This is a genomic window from Xanthomonas campestris pv. badrii, from assembly GCF_012848175.1.
Taxonomy (GTDB): domain Bacteria; phylum Pseudomonadota; class Gammaproteobacteria; order Xanthomonadales; family Xanthomonadaceae; genus Xanthomonas; species Xanthomonas campestris_C.
The window spans coordinates 2,591,047-2,614,484 of the sequence record NZ_CP051651.1; the positions used below are offsets into that span (position 1 = coordinate 2,591,047).

The 23,438-nt window shown below is 63.3% G+C and carries 22 protein-coding genes and 1 tRNA gene; 2 read left to right on the forward strand and 21 right to left on the reverse strand.

Features of this window, described 5'->3' with window-relative positions; genetic code table 11:
* Positions 1-200: 200 nt before the first annotated feature.
* The 17 genes from nuoN to tpiA all read right to left on the reverse strand — a co-directional run bounded on the left by nuoN (position 201) and on the right by tpiA (position 16,513).
* On the reverse strand, positions 201-1,661 hold the full coding sequence (gene nuoN / locus HG421_RS10925; protein WP_169706393.1) for an NADH-quinone oxidoreductase subunit NuoN: 1,461 nt from the start codon (positions 1,659-1,661) through the stop codon (positions 201-203).
* Positions 1,662-1,696: 35 nt separating this feature from the next.
* Complete coding sequence (locus HG421_RS10930) at positions 1,697-3,199, reverse strand: NADH-quinone oxidoreductase subunit M (RefSeq protein ID WP_169706394.1); 1,503 nt, start codon at positions 3,197-3,199, stop codon at positions 1,697-1,699.
* 20 nt (positions 3,200-3,219) lie between these two features.
* Positions 3,220-5,364 (reverse strand): NADH-quinone oxidoreductase subunit L, encoded by a 2,145-nt coding sequence (gene nuoL / locus HG421_RS10935; protein ID WP_169706395.1) that lies wholly within the window; start codon positions 5,362-5,364, stop codon positions 3,220-3,222.
* A 7-nt stretch (positions 5,365-5,371) separates the two neighbouring features.
* On the reverse strand, positions 5,372-5,677 hold the full coding sequence (nuoK, locus tag HG421_RS10940) for an NADH-quinone oxidoreductase subunit NuoK (RefSeq protein WP_005914274.1): 306 nt from the start codon (positions 5,675-5,677) through the stop codon (positions 5,372-5,374).
* Complete coding sequence (locus tag HG421_RS10945) at positions 5,674-6,336, reverse strand: NADH-quinone oxidoreductase subunit J (protein ID WP_211161842.1); 663 nt, start codon at positions 6,334-6,336, stop codon at positions 5,674-5,676. The genes nuoK and HG421_RS10945 overlap by 4 nt, the downstream gene beginning before the upstream one ends.
* A 4-nt stretch (positions 6,337-6,340) precedes the next feature.
* Positions 6,341-6,829, reverse strand: coding sequence for an NADH-quinone oxidoreductase subunit NuoI (nuoI, locus tag HG421_RS10950; RefSeq protein WP_014508211.1), 489 nt, complete (start codon positions 6,827-6,829; stop codon positions 6,341-6,343).
* Between the two features lie 3 nt (positions 6,830-6,832).
* Positions 6,833-7,924, reverse strand: a complete 1,092-nt coding sequence (gene nuoH / locus HG421_RS10955; protein ID WP_169706396.1) for an NADH-quinone oxidoreductase subunit NuoH — start codon at positions 7,922-7,924, stop codon at positions 6,833-6,835.
* Positions 7,921-10,155, reverse strand: a complete 2,235-nt coding sequence (gene nuoG / locus HG421_RS10960) for an NADH-quinone oxidoreductase subunit NuoG (protein WP_169706397.1) — start codon at positions 10,153-10,155, stop codon at positions 7,921-7,923. Before nuoG ends, nuoH begins: the two co-directional genes overlap by 4 nt.
* Complete coding sequence (gene nuoF / locus HG421_RS10965; protein ID WP_169706398.1) at positions 10,152-11,486, reverse strand: NADH-quinone oxidoreductase subunit NuoF; 1,335 nt, start codon at positions 11,484-11,486, stop codon at positions 10,152-10,154. The genes nuoG and nuoF overlap by 4 nt, the downstream gene beginning before the upstream one ends.
* Positions 11,487-11,489: 3 nt before the next feature.
* The gene (gene nuoE / locus HG421_RS10970; RefSeq protein WP_011037655.1) at positions 11,490-12,017 is read right to left on the reverse strand and encodes an NADH-quinone oxidoreductase subunit NuoE; all 528 of its coding nucleotides are present in this window, start codon (positions 12,015-12,017) and stop codon (positions 11,490-11,492) included.
* Positions 12,014-13,321 (reverse strand): NADH-quinone oxidoreductase subunit D, encoded by a 1,308-nt coding sequence (locus tag HG421_RS10975; protein ID WP_169706399.1) that lies wholly within the window; start codon positions 13,319-13,321, stop codon positions 12,014-12,016. Before HG421_RS10975 ends, nuoE begins: the two co-directional genes overlap by 4 nt.
* On the reverse strand, positions 13,318-14,070 hold the full coding sequence (locus HG421_RS10980; RefSeq protein WP_169706400.1) for an NADH-quinone oxidoreductase subunit C: 753 nt from the start codon (positions 14,068-14,070) through the stop codon (positions 13,318-13,320). The genes HG421_RS10975 and HG421_RS10980 overlap by 4 nt, the downstream gene beginning before the upstream one ends.
* A 36-nt stretch (positions 14,071-14,106) precedes the next feature.
* On the reverse strand, positions 14,107-14,661 hold the full coding sequence (locus HG421_RS10985; protein WP_016944318.1) for a NuoB/complex I 20 kDa subunit family protein: 555 nt from the start codon (positions 14,659-14,661) through the stop codon (positions 14,107-14,109).
* Positions 14,652-15,008 carry an NADH-quinone oxidoreductase subunit A gene (locus tag HG421_RS10990; RefSeq protein WP_003485539.1) on the reverse strand — a complete coding sequence of 119 codons (357 nt, stop codon included), beginning with the start codon at positions 15,006-15,008 and terminating at the stop codon, positions 14,652-14,654. Before HG421_RS10990 ends, HG421_RS10985 begins: the two co-directional genes overlap by 10 nt.
* A 105-nt stretch (positions 15,009-15,113) precedes the next feature.
* Positions 15,114-15,198, reverse strand: a tRNA-Leu gene (locus HG421_RS10995).
* A gap of 49 nt (positions 15,199-15,247) precedes the next feature.
* A complete protein-coding gene (secG, locus tag HG421_RS11000) occupies positions 15,248-15,724 on the reverse strand; it encodes a preprotein translocase subunit SecG (protein ID WP_169706401.1) in 477 nt (158 codons plus the stop codon).
* Positions 15,725-15,757: 33 nt separating this feature from the next.
* Positions 15,758-16,513 (reverse strand): triose-phosphate isomerase, encoded by a 756-nt coding sequence (gene tpiA, locus HG421_RS11005; RefSeq protein WP_169708162.1) that lies wholly within the window; start codon positions 16,511-16,513, stop codon positions 15,758-15,760.
* Positions 16,514-16,625: 112 nt separating this feature from the next.
* Here tpiA and HG421_RS11010 point away from each other — a divergent pair, with 112 nt between their 5' ends.
* Together HG421_RS11010 and HG421_RS11015 are read left to right on the forward strand one after the other, a co-directional pair.
* Entirely contained in the window at positions 16,626-17,426 is an 801-nt protein-coding gene (locus HG421_RS11010; protein ID WP_169706402.1) for an SDR family NAD(P)-dependent oxidoreductase, read from the forward strand.
* Between the two features lie 93 nt (positions 17,427-17,519).
* Positions 17,520-18,917 carry a hypothetical protein gene (locus tag HG421_RS11015; protein WP_248279370.1) on the forward strand — a complete coding sequence of 466 codons (1,398 nt, stop codon included), beginning with the start codon at positions 17,520-17,522 and terminating at the stop codon, positions 18,915-18,917.
* Positions 18,918-18,973: 56 nt separating this feature from the next.
* Here HG421_RS11015 and HG421_RS11020 read toward each other — a convergent pair whose 3' ends face one another.
* From HG421_RS11020 to HG421_RS11035, 4 genes are read right to left on the reverse strand one after another with little or no spacing between them, the layout of a single operon-like run.
* Positions 18,974-19,402 carry a group I truncated hemoglobin gene (locus HG421_RS11020; protein ID WP_169706403.1) on the reverse strand — a complete coding sequence of 143 codons (429 nt, stop codon included), beginning with the start codon at positions 19,400-19,402 and terminating at the stop codon, positions 18,974-18,976.
* Positions 19,402-20,274: a DUF3034 family protein gene (locus HG421_RS11025; protein WP_169706404.1), complete on the reverse strand. Its 873-nt coding sequence runs from the start codon at positions 20,272-20,274 to the stop codon at positions 19,402-19,404. The genes HG421_RS11020 and HG421_RS11025 overlap by 1 nt, the downstream gene beginning before the upstream one ends.
* On the reverse strand, positions 20,274-22,637 hold the full coding sequence (locus tag HG421_RS11030; RefSeq protein ID WP_169706405.1) for a putative bifunctional diguanylate cyclase/phosphodiesterase: 2,364 nt from the start codon (positions 22,635-22,637) through the stop codon (positions 20,274-20,276). Before HG421_RS11030 ends, HG421_RS11025 begins: the two co-directional genes overlap by 1 nt.
* Positions 22,634-23,317, reverse strand: a complete 684-nt coding sequence (locus HG421_RS11035; RefSeq protein WP_169706406.1) for a methylamine utilization protein — start codon at positions 23,315-23,317, stop codon at positions 22,634-22,636. Before HG421_RS11035 ends, HG421_RS11030 begins: the two co-directional genes overlap by 4 nt.
* Between the last annotated feature and the right edge of the window lie 121 nt (positions 23,318-23,438).

Here is a 23,438-nt window from a genome sequence, read left to right on the forward strand (position 1 = left end):
GCGGAATTATGAAGAACTTGAGCGGCAATTGCAAGCCCTAGTTTTTCATCTATTGAACACCGTGGTGGCTGTTCAACGTCGCGGCGAATGATAACCGCAATGCAACAAAAACGAAACACTAATCACAACATTCATTCAGTGGGCCGCGTATCGGCCCGGTACGACGTGCCCGCAGGATGCGCAGGCACGCAACTTACAGCTTAGGCCAGGCCCGCAAACGCGCGCTGGCACCACACCATGATCGGATTCCACGCCACGCCCAGTGCAAGCAAGGCCAGTGCATTGACGCCCAGCACGGTGCCCAGCACGCGATCGTCGTTGGCCGGCAGCGGCTCGCCGACCGGCTCATCGAAGTACATCACCTTGATGACGCGCAGATAGTAGTACGCGCCGATCACTGCACAGATCACGCCGACCAGGGCCAGCCACAACATGTCGCCACGTACCGCGGCACCGAGCACGGCCAGCTTGGTCCAGAAGCCGAGGAACGGTGGAATGCCTGCCAGCGACGCCATGATGCACAGCACCAGGCCGGCCATCCAAGGGTTACGCGCGTTGAGGCCCTTGAAATCGTCGATGTTCTCGGCCTCGAAGCCATTGCGCGACAGCGCAATGATGGCGCCGAACGAGGCAGTCGACATGATGGTGTAGCTCACCGCATAGAACATCGCGGCCGAATAGCCCTCTTCCCCGCCACCGGCTACGCCCATCAGCAGGAAGCCGATGTGGGACACCGTCGAGTAGGCCAACATGCGCTTGAGGTTGCTCTGCGCAATGGCCATCAGGTTGCCGATCACCAGCGACACTGCCGACAGACCGCCAATCAGCAGATTCCACTCCGGCGACAACGGACCCATGCCCACTTCAAGCAAGCGGTACGCCATACCGAATGCAGCCAGCTTGGGGGCCGAGCTGATGAACAGCGCGATCGGCGCTGGCGCCCCCTGGTAGACATCGGGCAGCCACATATGGAACGGCGCGGCGCCCAGCTTGAAGGCCACGCCGGCGATCATGAAGATGGTGCCGGTCAGCAGCAGCGTGCGCTCGCCCGAGCCTTCGATGGCATCGTGGATGCCGGCCAGGCTCAAGGTACCGGTGGCGCCGTAGACCAGCGACATGCCGTACAGCAGCAGACCCGACGCCAGCGAACCCAGCACGAAATACTTCATCGCCGCTTCGGTCGCCAACCCGTTGTCGCGGTTGGATGCAACCAGCGCATACGAACACAGCGCCAGCAACTCCAGACCCAGATACACCATCAACAGGCTGCCGGCCGAGGCCAGCAGCATCATGCCGGCGGTCGCGAACAGCACCAGCACCGGGATCTCGCCCTGATAGAGACTGCGCTCGCGAAGGTAGGTCCAGCCATAGACCAGACTCAACCCGCTGACGAGCACGATGACGGTCTTCATCACGTCGGCGGCGGTATCACGCACGAACATGCCGCTGAAGATCTCGCCCTGCCCGCCTGTTCCGGTCGCCAGCAACGCCAGTACCACGGCCAGGACGGCGACGGAGAACAGGTGGGTCCAGACCTTGTTCCGCTGGCTCACGAACAGGTCGAGCAACAGCAGGGCAAAGGCGCCGCCGATCAGCACCAGCTCCGGTACGAGCGGAGCCAGGTCAGCGGTGGTCAACGGCGCGAGCGTTGGCGTGGTCATCATCAAATCCTGAATTCAAAACGGACGGCAAGCCGTTACAGCTTGGTCGCAGCAATCTGGGTCGCCAGCTTGGCGATCGACGGTTCCATCAGATCGGTCAGCGGCTTCGGATACAGGCCCAGGGCCAGCACGCCAGCGGCGAACACCCCCAGCACGAAGGCCTCGCGGCCATTGATGTCCTTCAGCTCAGCCACATGCGCATTGGCCACTTCGCCGAAGAACACGCGCTTGTACAGCCACAGCGTATAGGCAGCAGTGATCACCAGCGTGGTGGCGGCGGCAAAGGCGACCAACGGGTGTTTCTGGAAGCTGGCCAGGATCACCATGAACTCGCCCACGAAACCGCTGGTACCCGGCAAGCCGGCATTGGCCATGAAGAACAGCATGGCGAAGGTGGCGAACCACGGCATCACGTTGACCACACCGCCGTAATCGGCGATGCGACGAGTGTGCATGCGGTCATACAGCACGCCAATGCAGGAGAACATCGCGCCGGAGACGAAACCGTGCGAGATCATCTGCACCATCGCGCCCTGCAGGCCCAGGCGGGCAGCATCGGTGCTGCCGTAGTCGCGCACCAGGGTGAAGGCGATGAAGGTGCCCAGGGTGACGAAACCCATGTGCGCGATGGACGAATAGGCCACCAGCTTCTTCATGTCGTCCTGGACCAACGCCACCAGGCCCACGTAGATCACCGCGATCAGCGAGAGCGTAATCACCAGCCAGGCGAACTCATGGCTGGCATCCGGCACGATCGGCAGGTTGAAGCGCAGGAAGCCGTAGCCACCGATCTTCAGCGCGATCGCGGCCAGGATCACCGAACCGGCGGTCGGCGCTTCCACGTGCGCGTCCGGCAGCCAGGTGTGCACCGGGAACATCGGCACCTTGACCGCGAAGGCGATCAGGAACGCGAAGAAGATCCAGGTCTGTTCCTTGGCGGTCAGTTGCAGCGCGTACAGGTCGGCCAGCTGGAAGCTGCCACCCTTCAGGTACAGGTAGACCAGACCCACCAGCATCAGCACCGAGCCGAGGAAGGTGTAGAGGAAGAACTTCATCGCCGCGTAGATACGCCGCGGGCCACCCCAGACGCCGATGATCAGGAACATCGGAATCAGCATGGCTTCGAAGAACACGTAGAACAGCATCGCGTCGGTGGCAGCGAAGATACCGACAGTGACGCCTTCCAGAATCAGAAACGCAGCCACGTACTGATTGACGCGCTTGTCGATCGAACGCCAGGCGCCGATCAACGCCAGCACCGTCACCAGCGTGGTCAGCACGATCAAGGCGACCGCGATGCCGTCCACGCCCAGGTTGTAGCCGATGTTGTAGGCCGGAATCCAGGCATGCAGTTCGATGAACTGCATCGCGTCATTGGCCGTGTCGTAGCCCAGCAGCGGCAGACTCAGCACAAAGGTCGCCACCGCCACTGCCAGCGATGCCCAGCGGGCAGTCTCGGCGTTGCGCAACGCAAGGATCAGGGCGCCACCGATAATCGGCAGCCAGATCAAGATAGACAGTAAAGGCCAGTTCGACACGTTTTCTTATTCCGTACAGGTCAACGCCAGAAATGCATCAGTACCGCCAACAAGGCGATCAAACCGATGATCATTGCGAAGGCGTAGTGATAGAGGAAACCGGATTGCGTGCGACGCAGCAGATTTGCAGCCAGGTCGATCAGTCGGGCAGAACCATTGACGACCGCACCGTCGACCACATGGGTATCGACTGCACGTGACGCCTTGCCAAGGACGACGCCGCCACCGGCGAAGCCATTGATCCACAGCTTGTCGAAGCCGTACTTGTTTTCCAGCAGCCACACGATCGGCGCGAACGCCTTGCGCGACTTGGTGGCCAGCTCCGGCTTCCACAGGTAGAACAGCGCGGCGAGCAGCAGACCGGCGACGGTCAGGAAGAACGGTGCTGCCATCATGCCGTGCAAGGCAAACGCGACCGGGCCGTGGAACTCTTCGGCCAGGGCGCCGACGGTATCGCGCGCCGGGTCGTAGAAATCGACGATGCCGGTGAAGAACGAGACCGCCTGGCCCTGCAGCGCATGCGCGGCGTGGTGGCCCTGCCAGTCGGTACCGAACAGCATCGGGCCGATGGTGAAGAAGCCGATCGCCACAGACGGGATCGCCAGCAGGATCAACGGCAGCGTCACAACCCACTTGGACTCATGCGGCTCGTGCGCACCGTGGTGGCCATGGCCATGATCGTCGTGGCCATGCGCATCGTGCGAGTGAACCTGCGCTTCGGCATCGGTATGCGCACTGTCGTGATGCGCATGCGCGTCGTGCGCACGGGCGTCGCGGAAGCGCTCCTTGCCGTGGAAGGTCAGGAACAGCAGACGGAAGCTGTAGAAGCTGGTCACCAATACGCCGCCAAGCACCGCCCAGTAGCCATAGGTTGCGACCCAGCCATGCGACTCATGCGCGTGGTGCGCAGCGGCTTCGATGATGGTGTCCTTCGAGTAGAACCCGGAGAAGAACGGCGTACCGACCAGGGCCAGCGTACCGATCACGCTGGTCCAGTAGGTCACCTTCATGTACTTGCGCAAACCGCCCATCTTGCGCATGTCCTGCTCGTGGTGCATGCCGATGATGACCGAGCCGGCCGCCAGGAACAGCAGCGCCTTGAAGAAGGCGTGGGTCATCAGATGGAACACTGCCGCCGAATACGCCGACACGCCCAGCGCCACGGTCATGTAGCCCAGCTGCGACAGCGTGGAATACGCGACCACGCGCTTGATGTCGTTCTGCACGATGCCGATCAGGCCGGTGAAGAAGGCCGTGGTCGCGCCGATGAACAGGATGAAGTTCAGCGCGGTCTCCGACAGCTCGAACAGCGGCGACATGCGCGCCACCATGAAGATGCCGGCAGTGACCATGGTTGCGGCGTGGATCAGCGCCGAGATCGGGGTCGGGCCTTCCATCGAGTCCGGCAGCCACACGTGCAGCGGCACCTGCGCCGACTTGCCCATCGCACCGATGAACAGGCAGATACAGATCAGCGTCATCACGCTCCATTCGTGGCCAGCGAGCAACTGCACCTTGGCGCCAGCCATGGTGGTCGCGTTGGCGAACACGGTGGAGTAATCCAGCGAACCGAACCACAGCAGCACACCGGCAATGCCGAGGATGAAGCCGAAGTCGCCGACACGGTTGACCAGGAACGCCTTCATGTTGGCGAACACCGCGGTCGGACGCTTGAACCAGAAACCGATCAACAGGTAGGACACCAGGCCCACCGCTTCCCAGCCGAAGAACAGCTGCAGGAAGTTGTTGCTCATCACCAGCGTCAGCATTGAGAAGGTGAACAACGAGATGTAGCTGAAGAAGCGCTGGTAGCCCGGATCTTCTTCCATGTAGCCGATGGTGTAGATATGCACCAGCAGCGACACGAAGGTCACCACGACCATCATCATCGCGGTCAGGCGATCAACCATGAAACCGACATGTGCCGAGTAGTTGCCGACGTCGAAGAAGGTGTAGAGGTTCTGGTTGAACGGGCTGGCGCCCTGCTCCACCAGTTGGTACAGCGTCAGGCACGACAGTACGCAGCTGACCGCAACACCAAGGATGGTGACGTACTGTGCGCCCTTGCGCCCCACCTGACGACCGAACAGGCCGGCGATGATGCTGCCGACCAGCGGTGCGAGCACCACTGCGATCAGCAGACTCTTGGAGAGAGTGATTTCCATCTACGGGTCAGCCCTTCAACGTGTCGACTTCGGCCACATTGATCGTGCGGCGCGTACGGAACAGAGTCACCAGGATCGCAAGACCGATGGCGGCCTCCGCGGCGGCAACGGTCAGGATGAAGAACACGAACAACTGACCGGCGGTGTCGCCAAGCTCGCGCGAAAACGCAATGAAGTTGACGTTGACCGACAGCAGCATCAACTCGATCGACATCAGCAACACGATGACGTTCTTGCGGTTGAGGAAGATGCCGGCCAGGGAGATGCAGAACAGCACCGCGCCCAGTCCAAGCAGGTGGCCCAAGGTAATCAAGACTTTGCCTCCTGTCCGTCGACCGCATCCGGTTGCGGCGCGACCTGTACCGGCGTTTCAACCGCCATTTTGACCATGCGCAGGCGATCGCCAGCCTTGACCCGCGATTGCTCGGATGCATTCTGCATCTTGACGCCGGTGCGCTTGCGCAGGGTGAGCATCACCGCCGCCACCACCGCCACGGTCAGGATCACTGCCGCAAATTCGAACGGCAGCAGGAACTCGGTGTACAGGCTCTTTGCCAGCCAGGTCAGGTTGGAACTGTCGGCGGCCTGCGCCGCCGCGTTGTCGGCCGGGAACGGCGTGGTGCTGCGCGCCTTCACGCCGATCAGGGTGACCATCTGCGCCAGCATCGCCACGGCGACGATGACGCCGACCGGCATGTACTTGACCCAGCCCTCGCGCAGGCGACTGGTGTCGATGTCAAGCATCATCACCACGAACAGGAACAGCACCATCACCGCGCCGACGTAGACCAGCACCAGCGTGACGCCAAGGAACTCGGCACCCACCAGCAACCAGATGCAGGCCATCGAGAAGAAGGTGAGGATCAGGCACAACACGGCGTACACCGGGTTGCGCACGCTGATCACCGCGCCGGCGGAAACGACCGCGATGGCGGAGAAGGCGTAGAAAGCAATAGAGACCCAGTCCATCATGACCTCAACGGAAGGCGGCATCGGCAGCGCGACGCTCGGCGATCTCGGCTTCAAGCCGGTCTCCGATCGCCAGCAACTGCGGCTTGTTGACAATGTTCTCGCCACGCTTCTCGAAGTGGTACTCGAGGATGTGCGTCTCGACGATCGAGTCCACCGGGCAGCTTTCTTCGCAGAAGCCGCAGAAGATGCACTTGAACAGGTCGATGTCGTAGCGCGTGGTGCGGCGGGTGCCGTCTTCGCGCTTGGCCGAGTCGATGGTGATCGCCAGTGCCGGGCAGACCGCTTCGCACAGCTTGCAGGCGATGCAGCGCTCTTCGCCGTTGGGGTAACGACGCAGGGCGTGCAAGCCACGGAAACGCGGCGACTGCGGGAACTTCTCCATCGGGTACAGCACGGTGTACTTGGGCTTGAACGTGTATTTCAACGTCAGCCACAAACCGCCGAGCAATTCGAGCAGCAGCAGGCTCTTGAAATAATGGGTGATCTTGTTCATCGGTTACACGCCCTTCTGGATCACGCCGTAAAACACCATCAATGCCGTCACTGCAATCCACACGATCGTGAGCGGAATGAACACCTTCCAGCCCAGACGCATGATCTGGTCGTAGCGGTAGCGCGGGAAGCTGGCGCGGAACCAGATGTAGGCGCTGGCAAAGAAGAACACCTTCATCAGCAGCCACGGCCAACCGCCCTTCCACAGCCAGTCGATCCACGGCGAGACATCCGCAGTGACCCAGCCCTGGATCGGGCTCAACCAACCGCCGAGGAAGAAGATCGAGATCAGGAAGCTGACCAGGATCATGTTGGCGTATTCGGCCAGGAAGAACAGCGCGAAGGCGCCGCCTGAGTATTCCACCATGTGGCCGGCGACGATTTCCGATTCGCCTTCCACCACGTCGAACGGCGCGCGGTTGGTCTCGGCGACGCCGGACACCCAGTACACGATGAACAACGGGAACAGCGGAATCAGGAACCAATCGAGGAATCCGGAGTTGCCTGCCTGCGCGAACACGATCTGGCTGAGGTTGACGCTGCCGGAGGCGATCATCACGCCGACCAGCGCAAAGCCCATCGCGATTTCGTAGCTGACCACCTGCGCGGCCGAGCGCATCGCACCCAGGAAGGCGTACTTGGAGTTGGATGCCCAGCCCGCCAGGATGATGCCGTACACGCCCAGCGAGGTCATCGCCAGCAGATACAGCAGGCCGACGTTGGCATTGGACAACACCAGCTGCGCATCGAACGGCACCACCGACCAGGCGGCGAACGCCGGCGCCAGCGTCAGCAGCGGCGCGATGACGAACATCGCCTTGTGCGAGCTGGCCGGCTGCAGGATTTCCTTGAACAGCAGCTTGAAGACGTCGGCGAAGGCCTGGAAGATGCCCATGCCCACGTACATGGGCCCGTGGCGCACATGCATCCAGCCGATCAGCTTGCGCTCCCACACCACGTAGAAGGCCACCGCCACGATCACCGGCACGGCAATCAGCAGGATCTTCAGCACGGCCCAGAGCACCACGCCTCCGTCGCCCAGCCCGAGAAACCACTGGTGCAGGGGGTCGACCACGTTCAACAGCAATTCGTTCATGCAGCCACCACCGTTACGCGACCGGCACCGAGCGGCGCGGTTGCGCCATGGCCGGACTCAATCCACACCGTGCCCGGTGCAACGCGCTTGTCCAGCACCACCGGCAACGTCGCCTTGCCCGCGTCGGTACCAACCTTGACCATCTGCCCTTCGCCGACCTGCAACTGCGCGGCCTGTTCCGGATGCATCGCCACGCACGGGGCGATGTTGAGCGGGTGCGATTGCAACGCGGTAGCGCGGCGCACGACGGCATCGGTGCGATAAATCGCCGCGGTTGCCGCCACTTCCAGACCTGTGCCGGAAACAGCTGGCTGCGCCGAAGCGACCGGGCTCACCGTGCGGTTCTGCATGCCGGCACGCAGGCCGACCAGATCGATGAATTCGAAACCGGCCAGGCCCAGCTCACCGCCGAGCGCGCGCAGTACACGCCAACCCTCGCGCGCTTCGACCGGCAGGCGGCCTGCGGCACGTGCGGTCTGCACGCGGCCGTCGAGATTGGTCAGCGAGGCATCGATTTCCGGCAATGCGCCGATCGGCAGAATCACGTCCGCCACATCGCGCGTGGACGCACAGGCGAACTGACTGAAGGCAACGACCTTGGCACCGGCCAGCGCGCTGCGGGCAGCGGCGGCGTCGGCAAAATCCAGGCCCGGCTCGATGCCGTACAACACGTAGGCCTGACGCGGTTGCGCCAGCATGCCGGCCACATCGCGTGCGGTCGGCAGCACTCCTTGCGACACCAGGCCCACGGCGTTGGCACCCTGCGGGATGCGGCACAGCGAGGCGCCGGTTGCAGTAGCGAATTCACGTGCAGCTGCACGCAGCGCCGCAGCCTGCGGATGATTTTCGGCCAATGCGCCGACCACGATCACCGCGCGTGTCGCACCCTTGACGGCGTCACGCAGGGTGGCGTCGTCGAGCGCAGCTGCCAGCTGCGACGGCGCGACCACGGTGCGGCTGGCCTGGGTGAAGGCGAAATCGAAATCGACCGGATTGACCGAATGGATCTGCGTGCGGTTCTGGATATGCGCCTTGCGCAGGCGTGCATGCAGCAATGGCAGCTCATGCCGCACATTGCTGCCGAACAACACGACTACGTCGGCCTGCTCGATCTCGGCCAGCGGCGTTGCAAACGGCTCGGCCACCGCCGCGTCGGAGAAGTCGCGGTTCAGCAGACGGTGATCCAGATTGCCGCTGCCCAGCCCTTCGGCCAGACGGGCAAGCAATGCGCCCTCCTCGTTCGAGGTGGACGGATGCACCAGCATGCCCAGCTGATCGCCGGCGTTGTCGCGCAGGATCTGGGTCGCGGCAGCCAGACCTTCGGCCCAGCTCACCTCGGTCCACTGCCCGTTGATCTTCTTCAGCGGCTTGACCGCACGGTCTTCCGAATACAACCCTTGATGCGAGTAACGATCGCGATCGGACAGCCAGCATTCGTTGACCGCCTCGTTCTCGCGCGGCACGGCGCGCAGCACTTCGCCGCGACGCACATGCAGGAACAGGTTCGAGCCCATCGCATCGTGGTAACCCAGCGATTCGCGCGCCATCAGTTCCCATGGACGCGCACGGAACTGGAACACCTTGTTGGTCAGCGCGCCCACCGGGCACACGTCGATGACGTTGCCGGAAATTTCGGTGGTCAGCGGCTTGCCGTCGTAGGTGCCGATCTGCAGGTTCTCGCCGCGATACATGCCGCCCAGCTCGTAGGTACCGGCAATGTCTGCAGTGAAACGCACGCAGCGGGTGCACTGGATGCAGCGGGTCATCTCGGTGGCGACCAGCGGCCCGATATCCTCGTCCGGCACCACGCGCTTGCGCTCGTTGAAGCGGCTCACCGAGCGACCGTAGCCGAGCGAGACGTCCTGCAGCTCGCACTCGCCGCCCTGATCGCAGATCGGGCAATCCAGCGGGTGATTGATCAGCAGGAATTCCATCACGCTGCGCTGGTACTTCAGCGCCTTTTCGCTACGCGTGGTGACCTTCATGCCATCCATCACCGGCGTTGCGCAGGCAGGAGACGGCTTGGGAGACTTTTCGACATCGACCAGGCACATGCGGCAGTTGGCAGCGATCGGCAGCTTTTCGTGGTAACAGAAGCGCGGGATCGGAATGCCGGCCTTGTCGGCGGCCTGGATGATCATCGAGCCCTTCGGTACGACCAGGCTCTGGCCGTCGATCTCGACGGTGACGTGATCCGGCGGCACGTTCGGGTTCATTGGTTGGGCGCTCATGCGGCCACTCCGACTTGCGTGTCGACGATCGAACGACCGTTGACGATGTAGTACTCGAACTCGTCCCAGAACTGGCGCAGGAAGCCTTGGATCGGCCACGCCGCCGCTTCACCGAACGCGCAGATGGTGTGGCCTTCGATCTGGCCGGCGACGGTGCGCAGCTGATGCAGGTCTTCCATCGTGGCCTTGCCGGCAACGATGCGCTCCAGCACGCGGTGCATCCAGCCGGTACCTTCGCGGCACGGGGTGCACTGGCCGCAGGATTCCTTGTGGAAGAACTGCGAGATGCGGCAGGCGAAACGCACGCAGCAGACGCTATCGTCCAGCACCACGATGGCGCCCGAACCCAAGCCGGTGCCCAGCGCACGCAAGGTGTCGTAATCCATCGGCAGGCCAGCGACCTGGTCGGCCTTCAGCACCGGCATCGACACACCGCCGGGCACCACGCCCTTGAGGGTGCGACCCGGGCGCAGACCACCGGCCATTTCCAGCAGTTCGTCGAAGGTGGTGCCGAGCGGCACTTCGAAGTTGCCGCCCTTCTGCACGCAGCCGGACACCGAGAAGATCTTCGGGCCGCCGTTCTTGGTCTTGCTCAGGCCGAGGAACCACTCCGGGCCGTTGCGAATGATCGCCGGCACCGACGCATAGGTCTCGGTGTTGTTGATGGTGGTCGGCTTGCCGTACAGGCCGAAATTGGCCGGGAACGGCGGCTTGTAGCGTGGCTGGCCTTTCTTGCCTTCCAGCGATTCCATCAATGCGGTTTCTTCGCCGCAGATGTAGGCGCCGGCGCCCAGCGCACCGTAGATATCGATATCCACGCCGCTGCCGAGGATGTTCTTGCCCAACCAGCCATTGGCGTAGGCATCGGCCAGCGCCAGCTCGAAGTGCTCGAACGGCTCATGGTGGAACTCGCCACGCAGGTAGTTGTAGCCCACGGTCGAACCGGTGGCGTAGCAGGCGATCGCCATGCCCTCCACCACCGAGTGCGGGTTGTAACGCAGGATGTCGCGGTCCTTGCAGGTGCCCGGCTCGGATTCGTCCGAGTTGCACAGGATGTACTTCTGCATCGTGCCCTTGGGCATGAACGACCACTTCAACCCGGTCGGGAAGCCCGCGCCGCCGCGGCCGCGCAGGTTCGACGCCTTGACCATCTCGATGACGTCGGCCGGCGGAATCTTTTCTTCCAGGATCTTGCGCAGCGCGGCGTAGCCACCGGTCTTGAGGTAGCTCTCGTACGACCACGGGGTGTCGTAGTGCAGGGTCGTGTAGACGACCTGATGCGGCAACGGCGCCGGACCGACCGGACCTGTAGGTGCGTGATGATGTGCCATGTCTTATTCCAGCCCGTCCAGCAGCGCGTCGACCTTCTCTTTCGTCAGGTGCTCGTGGTAATGGCCGTTGATGACCATCATCGGCGCTGCGGAGCAGGCCGCCAGGCACTCTTCTTCGCGCTTGAGGTAGACGCGGCCATCGGCCGTCGACTGACCCAGCTTGCAACCCAGCTTCTTTTCCGCGTGCGCCAGCAGATCTTCGGCGCCGTTGAGCCAGCAGCTGATGTTGGTGCAGAACGCCACATTGTGGCGGCCGACCTTTTCGGTCTCGAACATCGAGTAGAAGCTGGCGACCTCGTAGGCCCACACCGGCGGCAGTTCCAGGTACTTGGCCACGCCGACGATCAACTCGTCGGTCAGCCAGCCCTGGTTCTGTTCCTGCGCAGCGTGCAGGCCCTGCAACACGGCCGACCGCTTGCGGTCGGGCGGGAACTTGCTCAGCCAATGATCGATGTGCGCGCGCGTCTTGTCGCTCAGCACCACCTGCGGATCGACGTCGCGCGCCGCTTCGAAATTACCCGTCGCCTTCATCGGTCAACCTCACCGAAAACCAAATCGTAAGTACCGATCATCGCCACGACGTCGGCCAGCAGATAGCCACGCACCACCGCGTCCATCGACGACAGATGCGCAAAGCCCGGCGCGCGCAGATGCACGCGGAACGGCTTGTTGGCGCCATCGGACATCAGGTAGCAGCCGAACTCGCCCTTGGGCGCTTCGACCGCGCTATAGGTTTCGCCGGCCGGCACGCAATAGCCTTCACTGAACAGCTTGAAGTGATGGATCAGCGCTTCCATGTCGTCCTTCATGCCTTCGCGGCTGGGCGGAGCGACCTTGAAATTGGGCACCATGACCGGGCCGGGGTTGGCCTTGAGCCACTTCACGCACTGCTTGATGATGCGGTTGGACTCGCGCATCTCGGCCACGCGGACCAGATAGCGGTCGTAGCAGTCGCCGTTGGTGCCGACCGGGACATCGAACTCCACTGCGTCGTACTTGGCGTATGGCTGCTTCTTGCGCAGATCCCATTCGATACCCGAACCACGCAGCATCGGACCGGTCATGCCCCAGGCACGCGCCAGATCCGGGCTGATGATGCCCACATCCACGGTGCGCTGCTTCCAGATGCGGTTGTCGGTCAGCAGGGTTTCGTATTCGTCCACACGCGACGGGAAGGTGTTGGTGAACTCCTCGAGGAAGTCCAGCATGCTGCCTTCGCGACCGGCGTTGCGCTTCTTCAGCGCCCCGCCCTTGTGCCAGCGCGATTCCTTGTACTGCGGCATGCGATCGGGCAGATCGCGGTAGACGCCACCCGGGCGGTAATAAGCCGCGTGCATGCGCGCGCCGCTGACCGCCTCGTACACGTCCATCAATTCTTCGCGCTCGCGGAATGCGTACAGCATCACCGCCATCGCGCCCAGATCGAGTGCGTTGGAACCGACCCACATCAGGTGGTTCTTGATGCGGGTGATCTCGTCGAACATGGTGCGGATGTACTGCGCACGCTCGGGCGCTTCGATTCCCATCAGGGACTCGATCGCGCGCACATAGGCGTGCTCGTTGCACATCATCGACACGTAGTCCAGACGGTCCATGTATGGCACCGACTGGTTGAACGGCTTTGACTCGGCCAGCTTCTCGGTGCCACGGTGCAGCAGGCCGATATGCGGATCGGCACGCACCACGGTTTCGCCGTCCATTTCCAGGATCAGGCGCAACACACCGTGCGCCGCAGGATGCTGCGGGCCGAAGTTCATCGTGTAATTGCGGATTTCCTGCTTGCTTTCGACAGGATTGCTCGCGAAGGCATCGGTTGCCTGGCGGAACTCACTCACTTGGCAGTCTCCGACTTGCCCACTTCACCGGCGGCAGTCTCATAACGGGCGTCGTCGCGGATCACGCGCGGCACGCCGACGCGTGGCTCGACCGAGGTCACCGGCTCGTACACCACGCGCTTGCGCTCTTCGTCGTAACGCACTTCGACGTTGCCGATCAGCGGGAAATCCTTGCGGAACGGATGGCCGACGAATCCATAGTCGGTCAGGATGCGGCGCAGGTCCGGGTGACCATCGAACACGATGCCGAACAGGTCGAAGGCTTCGCGCTCGAACCAGTTCACGCCCGGCCAGATGTCGGTCACCGACGCCACCACCGGCACCTGCTCGTCCGGTGCGTAGCAACGCACGCGCAGACGTTGGTTGTGCTGGTAGGAAATCAGCTGCGCGACCACCGCGAAGCGCTGCTTGGGCAGCTGCTGCGGCTGCGCGCCGTCGGAGCTTTCCTGGCTGGGGAACTCACCCCAGGCAAAACGGCCGACCGCCTTGCCTTCGACGCCGCGGCTGAAGCCCTGCGAGGACACGTCGGCGGTGTCCCACTCGGCACTGCCATAACCCAGGTAATCGACGCCGCACAGGTCGCTGAGCTGTTCGAAACCAAGCTCGTCGCGCAGCGCAAGACAGGTGGCGTGCCAATCGGCGGCAGCGACTTCCAGCGTCACTTCGCCGCGCGGCAGGGCCACGGCGATCTGCGCACCAGCGAAACGTGCCGCAAGTCGGTCAGTGAAGGAAGATGCTTGCTCTGCCATGGGGGCTTGGCTGCTCTCGGTAGGAGAAGACGGGTGTCAGCGTGCGATCGTCTGGGTTCGCCAGATCTTCTTCTGCAGCTGCAGGATGCCGTAGACCAGCGCCTCGGCGGTCGGCGGGCAGCCCGGGACATAGATGTCCACCGGCACGATGCGGTCGCAACCGCGCACCACCGAATACGAATAGTGATAGTAGCCGCCGCCATTGGCGCAGCTGCCCATCGAGATGACCCACTTCGGATCCGGCATCTGGTCGTAGACCTTGCGCAGCGCCGGGGCCATCTTGTTGACCAGCGTGCCGGCCACGATCATCACGTCGGACTGGCGCGGCGACGGGCGGAACACCACGCCGTAGCGGTCGAGGTCCAGACGCGCGGCGCCGGCATGCATCATCTCGACCGCGCAGCACGCCAGGCCAAAGGTCATCGGCCACATCGAGCCGGTGCGTGCCCAGTTCAGCAGCGCGTCGACACTGGTGGTCACGTAGCCCTTTTCCAGCAGCGGGTTTTCGCCTTCCGGGCGCAGGATGTCTTCCACCCGGCCTTCCGGCATCGGGTTGGTCATCAGACGATCCAGGGTCTGAATCACTCCCATTCCAGCGCTCCCTTCTTCCACACGTAGATAAAGCCGAGGAACAACATGCCGACGAACAGCCCCATGGTGACCAGCGAGCGTGCGCCGATCTCCATGAACACCTGCGTCCACGGCACGATGAAGATGATTTCCAGGTCGAACACGATGAACTGGATCGCAATGAGGTAGTAGCGCACATCGAACTTCATGCGCGCGTCTTCGAATGCCTCGAAGCCACACTCGTACGGCGAGAGCTTGCGCGGGTCCGGGCTACGCGGACCGAGGAATCGACCGACCAACATCAGCACGATGCCGATACCGGTGGCGACGATCAGAAACAGCAGACTCGGCAAATATTCGGCCAGCACAGCGATTCTCTCTTGCCTCTGCCCGCACGCGCCGCGTGCCGGCATGGGGTATAGGCAGGCCCCGCGCGCGGCAAACCGCAATGCGCAGGAACTGCAGCCAAACAATGGTGCCCAAGAGGGGACTCGAACCCCTACGACCTAAGTCGCTACCACCTCAAGGTAGTGCGTCTACCAATTCCGCCACCTGGGCATACGTTGCGCCGCTGGGCATCCCAGTGCGCAGCGTATTGTAACCGGCTTCAGCGTTTTTGTGCTGGTTCTGAAGCGTTTTCTTCGCTTGCCGCAGGCGCCGGCTGCGTGGCCGCTGGCTGGGCCGGCGTTGCGGCCGGTGCCGCGACGGGCGCGGGCTGCGACGGAGCGGTCGGCACTGCACCGCTGGCGGGCGCCTGCGGCAGCGGCTGGGCCAGCTCACCAGCAGCGGCGGCCGGTGCGGGGGTTGCCGCCTGCGACATCACGCCCAGGTTCTGGTCGGTGGGACGGGCGCCATGGGTGGCGTACCAGGCCATGAACAGACTGATGCTGAAGAACACCACGGCCAGCCACTTGGTCGACTTGGACAGGAAGTTCGACGCACCCTGCGACCCGAACACCGTACCCGACGCACCCGCGCCGAAACCCGACCCGGCCGCAGCACCGGCACCGCGCTGCATCAGGATCAGCGCAATCATCGCCAGCGCGACCAGTACGTAGACCACATTGAGGATCAACATCAGCATTTCGAAATCCGTCCCCGGACAAAACTTAATGGGTTAACGAGCGGCCGCCGCACGCGCGATGGCCAGGAAGTCTTCGGCAACCAATGATGCGCCACCGACCAGCCCGCCATCGACGTCGGGCTGCGCGAACAGCTCGGCCGCATTGTCGGGCTTGACACTGCCCCCGTACAGGATGGGCAGGGAATCGGCGATTCTAGCATCCGCCTTCGCGACTTCGCCACGCAGGAAGGCGTGCACGGCCTGGGCCTGGGCGGGACTTGCGGTGCGCCCGGTGCCGATCGCCCAGATCGGCTCGTACGCGAGCACGGCCCGTTCGAAGCCCTGGCTACCGACCAGGGCGATCACCGGCTCGAGCTGGGCACGTAGGATTGCCTCGGTCTGACCGGCTTCACGCTGTTCCAGCGATTCGCCCACGCACAGCACCGGGATCAACCCGGCATGGATGGCGGCGGCGAACTTGCGCGCCACCAGCTCGCTGCTCTCCTGGTGGTACTGGCGGCGCTCGGAATGGCCGACCAGGCCGTACTCGGCGCCGACATCCACCAGCATCGTGGCCGAGACCTCGCCAGTGTAGGCGCCCTTCTCGTTACTGCTGACGTCCTGGGCTCCGAAGGACAGGTGGTTGGCCTCGAAATCCTCGATCAGGTCGCCGAGGTAAGGCAGTGGCGGCAGGATGACGACATCGACACCCTCCAGGGGCATGTGCGCGGCGACCTTGGCCACCAGGTCGGTGGCGAAGGCGCGGCTGCCATGCAGCTTCCAGTTTCCAGCAACGATTTTGCGACGCATCAGGCGCAGGTTCCTGAGTTGAAGACGGGCGACAGAATAGCCCATGCCCTGTCGGCAACCGGCACACTTGTGTCCTGCAACTGTCCTATGCCTCCCTCAACAGGAATCCGCCATGTCCGATTCGCCTGTCTTCGCGCTGATCACCGGCGCCTCCAGCGGCATCGGCCGCGAGATCGCACGGGCGTATGCCAGACGGGGCGTACCGTTGATCCTGACCGCGCGACGGGTGGACCGGCTGCAGGCGCTGGCCGCCGAGCTGGGCACGCGGGTACGCGTGGAAATCCTGCCGGCCGACCTGGCCGACCCGGACGCGGCGCAGATGCTGGTTGCGCAGATCCAGCGCGCGGGCTGGACGGTGGGCACCCTGGTCAACAATGCCGGCTACGGCGTGCCGGGCCGGTATCTGCGCAACGATTGGGCCACGCATGCGCGCTTCCTGCAGGTGATGATCGGCGCGGTGTGCGAACTCACCTGGCGGTTGCTGCCGATGATTCGCGCCAGCGGCCAGGGGCGCATCCTCAACGTGGCCTCGTTCGCCGCGCTCACGCCCAGTGCCGATGGGCAGACCCTGTATGCGGCCAGCAAGAGCTTCCTACTGCGCTTCAGCGAATCGCTGGCGCTGGAAAATGCCGACTGCGCGGTAAAGGTCTGCGCGCTGTGCCCGGGCTTTGCATGGTCGGAATTCCACGACGTCACCGGCACCCGTGCAGCGATGTCCACCCTGCCCCGCTGGGCCTGGCTGCAGGCCGATGCGGTGGCCGAGTACGGCATTGCCGCGCTGGAGCGTGGGCAGGTGCTGGCGGTGCCGGGCTGGCGCTATCGCCTGGTCAATGCGGCATTGCGGCTGTTGCCGCACGCGCTGGCCTTGCGCCTGATGGCGCGCGGCTCGCATCGGGTACGGCCGCGGGACTGAGCACGCATGCATCATCAGTAAGAGACGCTAAAGCGACACGCACGGCCGAAAGCCGTTGCATGACATCACCATCAAGGACACAAGCAAAAAGCGATGACCAGATTCGACACAACATCAGCGCATGCACAAGAGGTAACGCGCAATGACGCAAGCGCACTTCCATTCATTGTTGCTGCAGCGATCTTTCTCACAGTTCAACTAATCAGTGATGCCAGGGACTTCACGGGCGATGCTGGCGCTTACTGGGCAATAAGCTCAGCCATCATCGAGGGCACCTTTCCGCAAACGATCAGGGGCTACGCTTACCCGCTCTTGCTGACCCCTTTCAGGCTTGTCTTCGATCACTCGGAGCCCGCAGGGCTACTATTCCTAAAAATAGGGCAATCGATCGGATATGCCTACGCATTTTCCATATTGCTTCCGAATCTGTACAGGTCGATATTTGGTGGAAAGCTCTCTACAGCAAGAAGGCTTATCCCATCGATCCTGATTGCATCAGTATTCCCAGGGTTGATTTCCTATCCTCTGAGCGATGCGCCATCACTTGGACTGATGGTATTAGCCCTGTGCATCACGGTAAATTCGATCAGGTCAAAGTCGTTCTACGGCTTGTTCGCCGCGGGGGTGATCTGCTATTTGACATACAACATCAGAACCATCTATCTTTTTTCATTCATTGCCCTCGCCATCCTTGCCACAACTCTTTTTGCCAAGGACATTCGACGCAGGGCTTTTGCGCTCACAACTTTTTTAGCGGGCTCACTGGTAGGCGCCTTGCCGCAGATGGCAATCAACTACACACACCACGCCACAATATCGCCGCTTGTAGTGACCGATGTCCGCGGCGCATCACTTTTTGCCAGGCAGCTGACTTGGGGCATGGTCGTTGACAGGTATGAGACCTACATTGACCCAAACACTGGACAGGCAACCCCGACCTTCTACGCCAACAAACGCGGCGCGGCGGTACTGCAGAATAATGGCGGATTTGTCGCCAACCAGTCTTTCACGAAGATACTGGCGATGATAGCGGACCACCCAATCACGTTCGCTGAAATCTATCTGCGCCATGTCGCCTCAGCGCTTGATGCTCGGGATGGAGAAGTCTATACCAAGCGACCATCTGACGAAAAAAATCCACGCTCGGTCCTTTTTCTTATCATCGTCACCTTCGGCATCACTCAGTTGGGCAAGGCTATCTTTATTGTGTCACCTCAGAAGTCAGTAAGCGTCAGGATGCTATACACCTTGACCTTGCTCGCACCTTGTATGGCCATCATCCCTGGCGCAATCGAGACGCGATTCTTTCTACCCCTCTATTGTTTGGCTTATTGCGCATTGGCTATTCAAGAAATCAGCAGGAGGGCACTCATCATCCAACTGGGGTTGGCGGCGATCCTGACGGCGGCCATTTATTCCTTCGTTGCAGACTCCGTCAAAAGTCCGATTCATGCCAGGCCCGAGTCATACATCCTCGGCAACCCGGGTTGAAACCGCCATGATCGCCAAGCGATGCGACGCGCAGCATCGCTCTCGCCAAATGCCACTCAGTGATTGACGATCTCCCCGTGCATCGCGGCCAGCCGCGCCAACAAGCGGTTCTGGGTGCGACGCGGGATCTTGCGTTGATCCATCGCCCAGTTCAGATCTTCCACCAGGGCGTTGAAGTCCCCTTCGCGGATGGCCAGATGCTGGTGCGCCTGCTGCATCGACTTGGCGGTATCCGGGCACGGGCCATCGGCAACGTGACAGAACTTCTGCACCAGGCGGGCGTTGAGCATGACGATGTTGACGCGCGCGAACTTGTCGACGATGCGCTGGTCGTCGGCGACGCGCGACAACATGGTCTCCACCAGGGCCTCGATGCCGGCCTGCCCGCCAAGCTCGTCGTACAACGTCGGCGGTGTGCGCGTGGTGGCGCAGGCGCCGAGCAGGCACAGCATGCACATCAGGCAACCACGCAGCCATCGATTCATCAGAACGCCACTTGCAGGGAGAGATAGGGGCCGCGCTGATCGGTCAACGTGGCGATGTCGCCCAGATCGGCCCAGGCTGCGGTGAGCGAGACATGCTTGTTGGGAAACCAGGCCACGAAAGCGTCCGCCCAGGCCTGTTCGCGCGCAAAGCCCAGGTTGTCCGGCTTGTCGCGATACTCCACCCCGACCGCCCACGACGGCGAAAGCACGATGGCGGCGCTGGCTTCGGCGACCAGGCGGTAACTGTCGCGACGATCGCCGCCAAAGCCGAGCAGACCGGTCTGGTTGGCGCGCGTCGCACGCAGCGTGCCGTTGAGCAGTAGCTGGTAGCCGCCAGCGCCTTGCAGCAACAAGCGGCTGGCACTGACGTAGACGTCGGTACCGTGGTCGTCGCGGGCACCGATCGCCAGTGGCAGCGTGCCATCGCGCAGACGCTTGTACTGCACGCCCACGCTGACCTGCGGGCCGCGGCCGTAAACCAGATCGCCGGACACGCGCAGCTTGGCGCCGAATACATCCTGGCCCAGCGCATTCCACGGCAGCGCCAGACGATCCTGCAAGGTGCCCAGGTCCAGGCGCTGACGCGCAAGCGACAGCTCCAGCCGGTTGCCGACGGTCAATGCAGCGCCCTGTACATCGAGCCGGTAATCGCCGCTGTCGACATGGGTGGCGAACAGCACGGTGCCGAGCTCATCGCGGGTGCCGTAGCCGGACAATGTCGCCCACGGCACGATGCCGCCACCGCTGCTGCCTTCGATCATCGATACGCCACCGGTGGCCAGCAGGCGCCCCTCTCCGGCGGCGGCCAGTGCCGGGATCAGCGCGACACCGACCGCCGCAACGATGACCGGGCCACGGATGCCGAATGTCATCAGTGCGCTCCTGATTGCGCTGGCGAAGACGTGCCGAGTTGACGCATGCACCACGCCACCAGCGGCGCCTGTTCCAGCGGCGGCGCGTACAGATAGCCCTGCACCATGTCGCAGCCATAACCGCGCAGCAGCTCCAGTGCGGCCGCGTTCTCGACGCCTTCGGCGATCACGCTCAGACCGAGGTTGTGTCCCAGATCGATGGTACTGCGCACGATGAAGGCGTCGTCGGTACCCTCGGCCAGTTGCATGACGAAGCTCTTGTCGATCTTCAATTCGTTGACCGGCATGCGCTTGAGTTGGGCCAGCGAGGAATAGCCGGTGCCGAAGTCGTCGATGGACAGGCGCACGCCGACGCTGCGCAACTGGTGCAGCATGTGCAGCGCAGATTCGACGTCGCGCATCAGCGCGCTTTCGGTCAATTCCAGGGTGACCGTCTGCGCCGACGCCGCATGCTGCTCCAGGCGCGCGCGCACGTAATCCGGCAGGCCGGGATCGGACAGATCCAGCGCAGACAGATTGATCGCCATGCCCAACTCCAGCCCCTGCGTGCGCCACTGCGCCTGACAGCGCAGCGCCTCGTCCAGCACGAAGCGGGTCAGCGGATGGATCACCCCGGAATGTTCGGCCAGCGGGATGAACTCGTCCGGACCGATCGGGCCCAGCGTGGGGTGATGCCAACGCACCAGCACCTCGACCTGCTCCACCCGATCGCTGCGCAGGCAGAGCTTGGGCTGGAAGCGCAAGGTCAACTCATTGCCACCGATGGCCTGGCGCAGATCGCCGGTGAGTCGCAGCCGCCGCAGATGCTGCTCGTCCTGCCCCATGCGGTAGACGCTGGCGCCAACGGTGGTGGCGTCGCCCAGCTGACGTCGCGCAATGTCGGCGCGGCGCAACAAGGTGTCCGGGTCGGCGCCATGCTCGGGAATCAAGGCGATGCCGATGCTGGCTTCGAGCTGGATGCGCGCCTGCGGCAACACCAGCGGACGACGCAGCTGCAGCAGCAGGCGCTGCGCGTCCTGCTGCACGGTCGAGGCATCGGCCTGCGCCACCACCACCATGAATTCGTCGCTGCCGAGCCGGCCCACCAGATTGGGCGCCTGCACCACATCGGCCAGGCGCTGCCCGACTTCGACCAGCACCTGGTCGGCGAAATCGTGGCCGAGGCTGTCGTTGAGTTCCTTGAACCGCTCCAGATCCAGGATCAGCACTGCCGCCGTACCGCCCGAGGCCACCGTCTGTTCCACCACGTCCTTGAGTCGCTCCAGCAGCCAGAGGCGGTTGGGCAGACCGGTCAATGCATCGTGCCGGGCCTGGTGCAGGATGTGCTGCTCGCGGCTTGCAATCTGCTGCTGCATGCGCCCGAAACTATCGGCCAGCTCGGCCAGCTCACGGCCCGGCGGGACCTCGACCGCGGTCTGGTAATCGCCTTGCTGGATGCGTCGCGCCGCCTGCACCAGTTGCGCCACCGGCTTGCTGACGCCACGCGCCAGAAACAGCGCCACACCCAGGGCCGCGGCCGTGGCCAGGCCGGCAAGCAGCAGGATGCGCAACTTGAGGATGCGGTACGGCGCCACGGCGCGATCCAGCGATGCCTGCAGCGCCACCCGCACATGACTGTCGCCCTGGATCGATTGCAGCTTGACCAGGTAGCGCGACTGGCCCAGCGTCAACGGAATCGCCGCCACCTGCGTGCGCTCGGCCGCCGGCAATTGCTGCGCAAATTCGTTGCGTGCGGCCGGCTCCAGGGTGGATGCCAGGACGCGGATGGGTGGCCCATCGGTATAGAACGTGGCATCCAGCCCGGTCGTCGTGCGGAAATCCTGCGCCAGGCCTTCGCCGGATTCGTTGCCGATCGCAATCCAGCCCACGCGGCTTGGCGCCAGCACCTGCACCACCGCCAGCCGCACGATCTGCCGATCCAGCGCGACCACGCCGACGGCGCGCCCGTCCCGCTGCGCCTGCTGCAACAAGGCCTGTACTGCGCGCAATTGCTCGGCCTGCGGAAGATCGGCCAAGCCGGTCAGAAATTCGCCATCCGGCGAGAGCAACAGCGCGGTCTGCGCGGACATGCGCGCCGCATGATTGCGCAGCGCCGATTGCATGGTGGGGACATCGCCACTGGCCACCGCGGCGCGAAATCCGAAGTCGTCTGCCAGCACCGATGCCGACTGCAGCAGCTGTTCGTCGCGGCGCAGGTTGATGCGCTGCCAGACGCGCTCGCCGATCTGCAGCTCTTCGCCAAGTTGCGCCTTGACGCTGCGCTCGGTTGCCAATTGCACCGCGATGAAGGTCAGCGCCTGCGTGGCGAGCACGACCAGCACCAGCAATGCCGCAATGCGCGTATGCAGCCGCATCGCTTTCATGGGTGCGGCTTCTTGGGCTCGGCGCGGCGGAACTTGTCCTGCAGCGCGCGCACCCGATCGTCCACCGGTGCCACCGCCGGGGCAGCGCCCGTGGTCTGCAGGGTGACGCGGCGCTGCACCGCATCGCGTGCGACCTGCAGCGGCTCGGTGGCCGCTGCGCCCTTGATGCGCGGATGCCAGACGCGCAACGTGTACGCACCTGCCGGTGCATCGAGCTGCACGCGGCCATCGCTACCGGTCTTGCCGAAATACGGGGTATCCAGCACCACGATGTAGCCCAGCATCCAGTCGTGGATGTTGCAGCCCACCGTCACCAGACCCGCTTGATCGAACCGTACCGGCGCCGCCGTGGTGCCCTGGAACAGCGGCAATTCGAAGCGCTTGGCGGGAGAGAACGAATAGACCTGATGGCGGATCTGATCGTTGTTGGGAAACCGCACCGCGGTCCCGGCGCGTATGGCCAGCACCGCAGGCACGAACTGCGAATTGACCTGATCCATCTCAACGGTCTTGCCGGCCGTGGCAGCAGCCGGACGCGCCAGCTCCAGGCTGACCACCGCATCGACCAGGACACCATTGGCATCGGTGACGGTCACGCTGACCGGCGTTGCCGCCACAGGCGCCATCACGCCACAGAGTGCAAGCGCCGATACCGCACCTGCTTGTTTGATCCACCGCATCCGTATGCGCCCCCCTTACCTCATGCAATCGGCAGCGGGCGCCAGGCGAGTCCGACGTCGCGCTAGCGATCAGACTGATTTATCGGCGCGAGTGAACGCAAGCTTTAACCAGACGCGAGCA

Bases quoted from the DNA above. Each gene is read 5' to 3' on its own strand.
- nuoL (WP_169706395.1), bottom strand. From the start codon at position 5,364: ATGGAAATCACTCTCTCCAAGAGTCTGCTGATCGCAGTGGTGCTCGCA.
- HG421_RS11025 (WP_169706404.1), bottom strand. From the start codon at position 20,274: ATGACATTCGGCATCCGTGGCCCGGTCATCGTTGCGGCGGTCGGTGTC.
- tpiA (WP_169708162.1), bottom strand. From the start codon at position 16,513: ATGCGTCGCAAAATCGTTGCTGGAAACTGGAAGCTGCATGGCAGCCGC.
- nuoE (WP_011037655.1), bottom strand. From the start codon at position 12,017: ATGAAGGCGACGGGTAATTTCGAAGCGGCGCGCGACGTCGATCCGCAG.
- HG421_RS11010 (WP_169706402.1), top strand. From the start codon at position 16,626: ATGTCCGATTCGCCTGTCTTCGCGCTGATCACCGGCGCCTCCAGCGGC.
- nuoN (WP_169706393.1), bottom strand. From the start codon at position 1,661: ATGACCACGCCAACGCTCGCGCCGTTGACCACCGCTGACCTGGCTCCG.
- HG421_RS10945 (WP_211161842.1), bottom strand. From the start codon at position 6,336: ATGATGGACTGGGTCTCTATTGCTTTCTACGCCTTCTCCGCCATCGCG.
- HG421_RS11035 (WP_169706406.1), bottom strand. From the start codon at position 23,317: ATGCGGTGGATCAAACAAGCAGGTGCGGTATCGGCGCTTGCACTCTGT.
- HG421_RS11030 (WP_169706405.1), bottom strand. From the start codon at position 22,637: ATGAAAGCGATGCGGCTGCATACGCGCATTGCGGCATTGCTGGTGCTG.
- nuoG (WP_169706397.1), bottom strand. From the start codon at position 10,155: ATGAGCGCCCAACCAATGAACCCGAACGTGCCGCCGGATCACGTCACC.
- nuoF (WP_169706398.1), bottom strand. From the start codon at position 11,486: ATGGCACATCATCACGCACCTACAGGTCCGGTCGGTCCGGCGCCGTTG.
- HG421_RS10985 (WP_016944318.1), bottom strand. From the start codon at position 14,661: ATGGGAGTGATTCAGACCCTGGATCGTCTGATGACCAACCCGATGCCG.
- HG421_RS11020 (WP_169706403.1), bottom strand. From the start codon at position 19,402: ATGAATCGATGGCTGCGTGGTTGCCTGATGTGCATGCTGTGCCTGCTC.
- HG421_RS10980 (WP_169706400.1), bottom strand. From the start codon at position 14,070: ATGGCAGAGCAAGCATCTTCCTTCACTGACCGACTTGCGGCACGTTTC.
- HG421_RS11015 (WP_248279370.1), top strand. From the start codon at position 17,520: ATGACCAGATTCGACACAACATCAGCGCATGCACAAGAGGTAACGCGC.
- nuoI (WP_014508211.1), bottom strand. From the start codon at position 6,829: ATGAACAAGATCACCCATTATTTCAAGAGCCTGCTGCTGCTCGAATTG.
- nuoH (WP_169706396.1), bottom strand. From the start codon at position 7,924: ATGAACGAATTGCTGTTGAACGTGGTCGACCCCCTGCACCAGTGGTTT.
- secG (WP_169706401.1), bottom strand. From the start codon at position 15,724: ATGCTGATGTTGATCCTCAATGTGGTCTACGTACTGGTCGCGCTGGCG.